The 6,698-nt window shown below is 38.8% G+C and carries 9 protein-coding genes; all 9 read right to left on the bottom strand.

Translation table 11 applies throughout. From position 1 onward, the window contains the following. Window positions 1-127: 127 nt before the first annotated feature. Entirely contained in the window at window positions 128-451 is a 324-nt protein-coding gene (locus tag ABUA47_RS06655) for a nucleotidyltransferase domain-containing protein (RefSeq protein WP_371413541.1), read from the bottom strand. A gap of 79 nt (window positions 452-530) precedes the next feature. Then, a complete protein-coding gene (pseI, locus tag ABUA47_RS06650) occupies window positions 531-1,544 on the bottom strand; it encodes a pseudaminic acid synthase (RefSeq protein ID WP_035448363.1) in 1,014 nt (337 codons plus the stop codon). 8 nt (window positions 1,545-1,552) lie between these two features. After that, entirely contained in the window at window positions 1,553-1,777 is a 225-nt protein-coding gene (locus tag ABUA47_RS06645; RefSeq protein ID WP_009038592.1) for an acyl carrier protein, read from the bottom strand. Window positions 1,778-1,781: 4 nt separating this feature from the next. Then, complete coding sequence (locus ABUA47_RS06640; RefSeq protein ID WP_347774918.1) at window positions 1,782-3,362, bottom strand: HAD-IIIC family phosphatase; 1,581 nt, start codon at window positions 3,360-3,362, stop codon at window positions 1,782-1,784. After that, window positions 3,359-3,763, bottom strand: coding sequence for a VOC family protein (locus tag ABUA47_RS06635; protein WP_009038594.1), 405 nt, complete (start codon window positions 3,761-3,763; stop codon window positions 3,359-3,361). The genes ABUA47_RS06640 and ABUA47_RS06635 overlap by 4 nt, the downstream gene beginning before the upstream one ends. A 6-nt stretch (window positions 3,764-3,769) precedes the next feature. Next, window positions 3,770-4,372: a UDP-4-amino-4,6-dideoxy-N-acetyl-beta-L-altrosamine N-acetyltransferase gene (gene pseH, locus ABUA47_RS06630; RefSeq protein WP_035448359.1), complete on the bottom strand. Its 603-nt coding sequence runs from the start codon at window positions 4,370-4,372 to the stop codon at window positions 3,770-3,772. An 87-nt stretch (window positions 4,373-4,459) separates the two neighbouring features. Then, complete coding sequence (gene pseG / locus ABUA47_RS06625; protein ID WP_009038596.1) at window positions 4,460-5,449, bottom strand: UDP-2,4-diacetamido-2,4,6-trideoxy-beta-L-altropyranose hydrolase; 990 nt, start codon at window positions 5,447-5,449, stop codon at window positions 4,460-4,462. Continuing rightward, on the bottom strand, window positions 5,430-6,113 hold the full coding sequence (pseF, locus tag ABUA47_RS06620; protein WP_009038597.1) for a pseudaminic acid cytidylyltransferase: 684 nt from the start codon (window positions 6,111-6,113) through the stop codon (window positions 5,430-5,432). The genes pseG and pseF overlap by 20 nt, the downstream gene beginning before the upstream one ends. Beyond that, on the bottom strand, window positions 6,110-6,698 hold a 589-nt coding region (locus tag ABUA47_RS06615; RefSeq protein ID WP_349831475.1), incomplete at its 5' end, for a transferase. The genes pseF and ABUA47_RS06615, both read right to left, overlap by 4 nt.

Here is a 6,698-nt window from a genome sequence, read left to right as displayed (position 1 = left end):
GCGTAATACATCCTATTTACAGCAGAATTCCATAGTTCATTATCTATCAAGACATCAACATCATGCATCAAGTCACATGCCTTTTGACGCCTATAATTGACAATATCACGCTTTATATCCTCTTCCATCACAGCAACACACCATCTTTCATTACATTATAATAAAATACAGTCTTTCTCTTTGCTGCCTCCCAAGCTTTACGAGTCATCACAATCGGGCTAATAATAGTACCTGTTTCTATTTCCAAATCATATATTGGAGCAGTAATGACATCCTCCTCCATAGGAGAAACTGTATCTTTATCCACTAAAATCAGAATATCAATGTCACTATTCTGTTTTGCCTCTCCACGTGCCTCAGAACCATAAAGAATAGTCTGAGAGTTGGGAGCAACACTCTTTATCATATATTTCAGACGCTTCACCAATTCCTTGCGATTCATATAGACTATGTTTTTAGTGTTTAGACTACCGCAAAGATAGTTTTATTTTTAAGAATTGCAGTAACAATATTCTCTTTTTTGATGACCTCTAACTATTCACGAACTCCCATGCAAATCTCGTTCCTTTCTCCAAATCCTGATTTACTTTCTTTCCTAATATATCTTTCAGATACTTGGGGTGCAAACCGAAGCCCGGACGAACGGAGCGAACGTTCTGCTCTGTAATCACTTCCCCGGATTTCATATCCTCGGCTACATAAAGCGAACGGGAAAACTCCCTTCCCGACTTCATTTTATCGGTAAGTTCATACGATACTGAGCCGATAGCCGCTTCGGCCATGCGTATATCTTTCACCATTTGGGCAAACTCCTGCTCGTTCATTGAGAATGAGGCATCGGGGCCGCCAATACTACGGTCGATAATAAAATGCTTTTCAATCATGGTTGCACCTTGTGTCACAGCCACTACGGCAGACACACTGCCAATGGTATGATCGGACAAACCGGACTTCACTCCATAGCGCTCGGCTAAATCCTTTATCATGCACAGATTGGCTTCCTCAATGGGGGCAGGATAAGAGGAGGTGCATTTCAACAGCGTAATATCATCATTGCCCGCCGCACGGCAAGTATCTACAGCCAACTGAATGTCTTCTTCAGTGGCAATGCCGGTAGACATCACCATCGGTTTCATCTTCTTGGCGGCATACTCTATTAAAGGAATATCCGTAATTTCAAAAGAGGCAATTTTGTAAATGGGGTTGCCCAAGGATTCCAGGAAATCTACCGCAGTTTTATCAAACGGTGATGAAAAACAGATAAGCCCTTCCTCCTTGGCCACACGAAACAATTCTTCGTGCCACTCCCAAGGGGTATAGGCTTGCTTATAGAGATCGTACAAACGCATGCCGGCCCAAACACTTGTAGAATCAGCCATAAACTCCATTTTATCATTATCCAACGTTATGGTATCAGCTGTATATGTTTGGAGCTTGATAGCATCTGCACCTGCACGTTTGGCAGCACGAATTGTTTCTATGCCTATCTGCTTGCTGCCATTATGATTCGCCGACATCTCGGCTATGATAAATGTTTTTCCCATAATGGTTCTTATTGTAACTTGTTTGAAATAATATTTTTGATGTCAGAGAAAGATTTCATCAAACTGATTTCATTAGGCTCAAGCTCTACTTCGAAAGTATCTTCCAATTCTATAACCAGATTCAAATGGTTCATACTATCCCACTTTTCGCAATTATTCTGAGAGGTATTCTCATCTACATCTGTTTTTAAAACAGCTCTCATCACATCCATTATTTCTTCATTCGTAATCATAACTTTATTGTTTAACTGTTATTGAATAATAATCAGGTATTGACAAATCTAATTTGTCAATATTCGCCATATAGTATTTAACACCCTCTTCTACTCGCATCACAGAAAAGCCAAGCCGGTCATAAAAATCAGCCACTTGTCTGTTTTTGAGAGCAGGAATAAATTTTGCTTCTAAAGCTGACACACCATCCTCAACCAACAATTTAAATACAAATTTAATGAAAGCCGTTTCAATACCTTTACCCAATATACGACAACTAAGCAATATATTCTCAATACTATTATCAGCGATGAAAACTGCTCCCGTGATACCATTATCACCAAATTTATCTGAAACTCTGATGCAATAGATTTTCCATTGATTATCCAGAAGTTGTCTGACATCAGCTTCAGAATAACGTTGGGTCGTTAAATTAAACTGATTTGTTTTTTGCGTCATCTGAGCAATTCGTGATATATTGAATGAGTCCACCTTCTGAAGCTCAATTTTAATTTCTAATGAACGAAGAAAATCTTCAAAGTTTAAGAATTTGGCTTGTTCGCGTGTACGTTCCGCATTTGCCTTATATTGTTCCGTCTTCTTTTTATCTTCACCGGTAATTTCGTAAACTTCAAAATAATCACGAACTAATTGCATGAAAAACTGCGGTAACATATATGCTTGTTTTGGAAAGTCCGGGACAGCCACCATAGGCAAGGTCTGTTTTACTAATTCACGCTCTGCCGGATTGTCATCAATGAACACCATACTATCAAGACCTATGTTCAGCTCTTTAGACAGCTCCACGATATTCGAAGCCTTGTCATTCCAATTTATACGAATAGCAACAAAATCTTTTTTCCTTAAAACCATAAACGGATTTTGCTCCCAAGCATCGAATACATCTTCTTCGTTGTTCTTACTACAAACAGATAAAATAATACCCTCTTTACTTAACGCAGACAGCGCTTCCTGAAAATACAAAAATGCCTTACCTGGATAGTCCCCGCCAATTTGTATACCATTAATGCCTTCCTCGCCAAGGACTCCACCCCACAAAGTATTATCCAAATCAAGAATGAGGCATTTCTTTCTCTTTAAGGCTATATTCTGTATTTTAGAGTCTACCCATGTAGCAAATTCACTGGTAATTTTAGAAGATATATACATTTGAGAAATAAAATAGAATTTCCATCCAATCAATTCCTCTGACCTATAACGGGAAGTAAACTCAGAAAAGTCAATCACCTTAAAATTTACATTCGTTCCAGCCATATTATACAGTTGGGTATTATACCGGACGATAGCCTCCCTTACAATAAAATTGGCATCAGTAAATCTCGTAGGAAAGATGTCTACCAATGTGAATGCTACAAATTCTTTCCCTTGTGGAACCTGCGAGAAAACAAGCTGCATTTTTCTAATATATGCATCAATTTCGTCAGCCAGTTGCTTCTGATTCCATCTTATGGGTATTTGATACATCCACAAATACAAAGATGTATTTTGAGGTATATATGATATATCTTCGTAACCAGAATACTCCACTTCGTCTGTGCCGAAGATATTTTCCAGCGTATTGTTTCTAAAAATAAAGAATTTCATTTTTGTTCTAATAATTCAATTAAACCGATATCTTTATTATAGAGAAAAGCTACCCGATGATTATTGAGAGCTACTGCTTCTGCCGGATAGCTTACCACCATGAACCTCATTTTACGAAGCCGTGCGATGGCATCTTCTATATTTTCTACACTATAACAGCAATGATACGGACAAACTCCATTCTTCTCAAGATTTTTATTGATTGGAGAATTCTCATCAACAGGTTCAAGAAGTTCAATCATAGGCTCTCCTTCTTTTGTAAGGAAACAGATATTTACATTCTGTATTGGATCAAATATCACAGATGAACAAGAATATCCCCCATCAATGTAATAATACATTGTTTTTTCAATACTGGTAACAGCGTATCCTATATGGTGAAAATGAAAATTTGATAACATGATTCTCTATTTGCGTTTATCTCTAATAAAGCGGACCAATTTACGTATATCATTTCTATATACTGTAGTACTTCTATAATGAAGTTCTGAAAGCTCCCATTCAATGAATTTCCGGTTATGACAACATCCGTCGGATTCCACCGTATCACCCAAAACAAAGCCTAAAAACTCATCCAATAACAATGCATCGGTATTGTTTATATCAATTGAACCTACCAGTTTTATACATTTTGCAACCTCAAAAGAAAAACAGATGATAGTATAAACAAAATCAAGTCCCCCTCCACTTTTCATTTGGGAAGGTGCCATATAATAGCCTAATTCAGCGATTCTTCTTTCATGGTCTATATCGGTCAGATTGAAGACTCCATAGGGAACATTATCTTTTGTTACTAACCAATAGTAACAATCTTCTCGTTGAGCAAGGGTTTTCGTAAAATTCAAGTGATTTTCAAGAGATATTACATCTGTATTATACATAAACTGCCTTATCTCAAAAGTATTCCTCCAATCCAATATTTGCTTTAGGAGTTCTTCCGACAAAATAGAGAAGTGTTGGAAAACATAACCATTATATTTATAAACCGCTTGTTTGTCTATTTGTATCATTCAATTGCTAAATAATTAAAATTATCTGTTCTATTCCTGCATCAATTGTCCATTATGAGAATTTTTCCGAAAAGAATGCGATCATCGTCAATGCACATTTCTTCCCAATTCTTCAAACAGATTAATATAGCGTTCACGAATACCACTCTTTATCTGCAAGTTATCAACCCCAGCAATCTCTAAAGATGTCAGAGGTATGGGATTATCCTTAATATTTCCTAAAGGAAGAACTCCTCCAGTAGAGGTTAACAGTGAATAATAATCAGCCTGATTATCTACATACCAACCTACAGCCAACTTGGCACCACAAGCAATGGCCTCAATACTTACAGTACTTGCTGAACAGATCACCCAATCGGAAGCACAAAAAAGTTCGGCCATCTGTTGAGCTGTTAAATTGGAGCAATAAGACACTCGCCTATCCCGTACCCTCGGCTTTTGAGGTTGATAAGCATCACCTACCACTGCAGTTATCTGGCTGACAGTAGGCAATTGCATAGCTTCACGAATGTAATGGCCAGTAAAGTCAAAGGAATCCACACCACCAAAAGTAATGGTTATACTTTCTGTACGTTTTGCACAAGAACAGAGTTTGTTTACAGCTTCTATAAACGGTCTACGCAGTAATGCCCAGTCGAATCCCAAACAAAGTTTAGTGTAAGGTTCCACATCAAAAAGTCCGGAGTCAGTCAAAGTATGATTAATCACAACATCTGCCACATAGTGCTTGTCGTGCATGTCATCCACACACACCAGGCGGCAACCTTTTTGCTTAATGGCACGCTGATAATCGGTAGTGAAGAAATAATTGTCGAGCACCACAATTTCATCACCTTGCAAATGGGAAAGGAAATCAGCAGAATGCGTTTCCTCTTGCAAGGGGATGAAAGGACATACCTTCTCCATCTCACTTACCTGATATGAGGTAGGATGGCAAGTAAAGAAGGTACAATCGAAATCGTCCTTCAGCATATCGGCCAAAGCCAGAGTACGGATAAAGTGACCGTAGCCGATGGTAGCGCTTGCGTCGGCACGGAAATAGATTTTCTGCATTACATCATCTATGAAGTAACTCATACTTCATCTCCGCCAATGTCCAGTCAGTCAGCGTATCGAGGTCCTGCACTTCGAGTTCGGAAAGTACCAGTCCGGCTGTGTTCTTCCCCCAAAAGGTGCGGCTCTCTACAAAGGAGTTTATGCGAGAAAAATAGAACTGACCGGCATCATGATAAATCGGCTCCAAATCTTGGGAACGTGCATTCATGTATTCGGGATAAACCATACCGATTCTCCCGTCTACAATATGAAGGCTACGCTGTATAGGATAGGAATAAGCCACACAAGTGAAAACAGAATCAATCTCCGAATTCATTTTTCCGTATGCTTCCCGAAGCCTTTCAGGAGTGACAAAAGGAGCTGTCGAGTAAATGCAACAAACTGTATCAAATTCCCTGCCTCGCTCTTTATACATCTCTAAAACTTCAAGAATTACATCGGCCGTGCCGGCATAATCATTCGAGGTCTCAGCACTGCGCATAAAAGGAACTTTGGCCCCGTATCCGCAAGCTATCTCCGCTATCTCTTCATCATCGGTCGAAACCATTACTTCGTCAAAAAGTCCGCTCTGCAAAGCCGCCTCAATGGAGTATGCAATAATAGGCTTGCCCATAAAGGTTTTGATATTCTTACGCGGAATACGTTTACTGCCGCCACGGGCAGGAATAATACAGATATTTTTCATCGTTTAGCCTTTATAATTAAATGGGGAGAATACCCGAAAACAATTGAATTGTCCGGCACATCCTCATCTTTCACACCAGAATTTGCCCCGATAATCACATTGTCACCTATCCGGCAGTTACCGATAATAGAAGAATTTGCACACATCCGCACATTTTCACCTAAAACCGGATAAATTCCTTTATTGTTTCCCACCGTGCAATTTTGCCCAAAACTGAATCCTTCACCATATTCAGCCCGTCCCATAACGCTACCGACCGGATGATCCAACGTAAAATAATGAGGAAGATTTACCTCATGATACAAATCACACCCATTCATTATCTTATTCAAATAATACAACTTATCTGCCAATAAACGGTTATCAGTATCTTGAGAAATGGTGTTAGCAAAAAAATAGAGAAAAATTGTATATTGTGCACTTTGATAAGGGTTGAAGTATGTCTCACCGTCGCATGAGTAATACTTATTTTTCGTACGGGAAAAACAATATTCACAACGAGAAATTACCCCCCCCATTTTTATATTTATTAACATCTCATCTTCTTCACTCAAGAAGAAAAAAGAGGAAAGTTGCTGCAAAAGC

It is taken from the genome of Bacteroides sp. RTP31139st1_H2_RTP31139_211217, from assembly GCF_040227615.1.
GTDB classification, from domain to species: Bacteria; Bacteroidota; Bacteroidia; order Bacteroidales; family Bacteroidaceae; genus Bacteroides; species Bacteroides uniformis.
The sequence above is the reverse complement of the archived record's forward strand: the minus strand, read 5'-3'. Positions and strand labels throughout refer to the sequence as shown.

Coding starts and splice junctions, on each gene's coding strand:
- pseI (WP_035448363.1), bottom strand. CDS start 1,544: ATGGGAAAAACATTTATCATAGCCGAGATGTCGGCGAATCATAATGGC.
- ABUA47_RS06645 (WP_009038592.1), bottom strand. CDS start 1,777: ATGATTACGAATGAAGAAATAATGGATGTGATGAGAGCTGTTTTAAAA.
- ABUA47_RS06640 (WP_347774918.1), bottom strand. CDS start 3,362: ATGAAATTCTTTATTTTTAGAAACAATACGCTGGAAAATATCTTCGGC.
- ABUA47_RS06635 (WP_009038594.1), bottom strand. CDS start 3,763: ATGTTATCAAATTTTCATTTTCACCATATAGGATACGCTGTTACCAGT.
- pseH (WP_035448359.1), bottom strand. CDS start 4,372: ATGATACAAATAGACAAACAAGCGGTTTATAAATATAATGGTTATGTT.
- pseG (WP_009038596.1), bottom strand. CDS start 5,449: ATGAGTTACTTCATAGATGATGTAATGCAGAAAATCTATTTCCGTGCC.
- pseF (WP_009038597.1), bottom strand. CDS start 6,113: ATGAAAAATATCTGTATTATTCCTGCCCGTGGCGGCAGTAAACGTATT.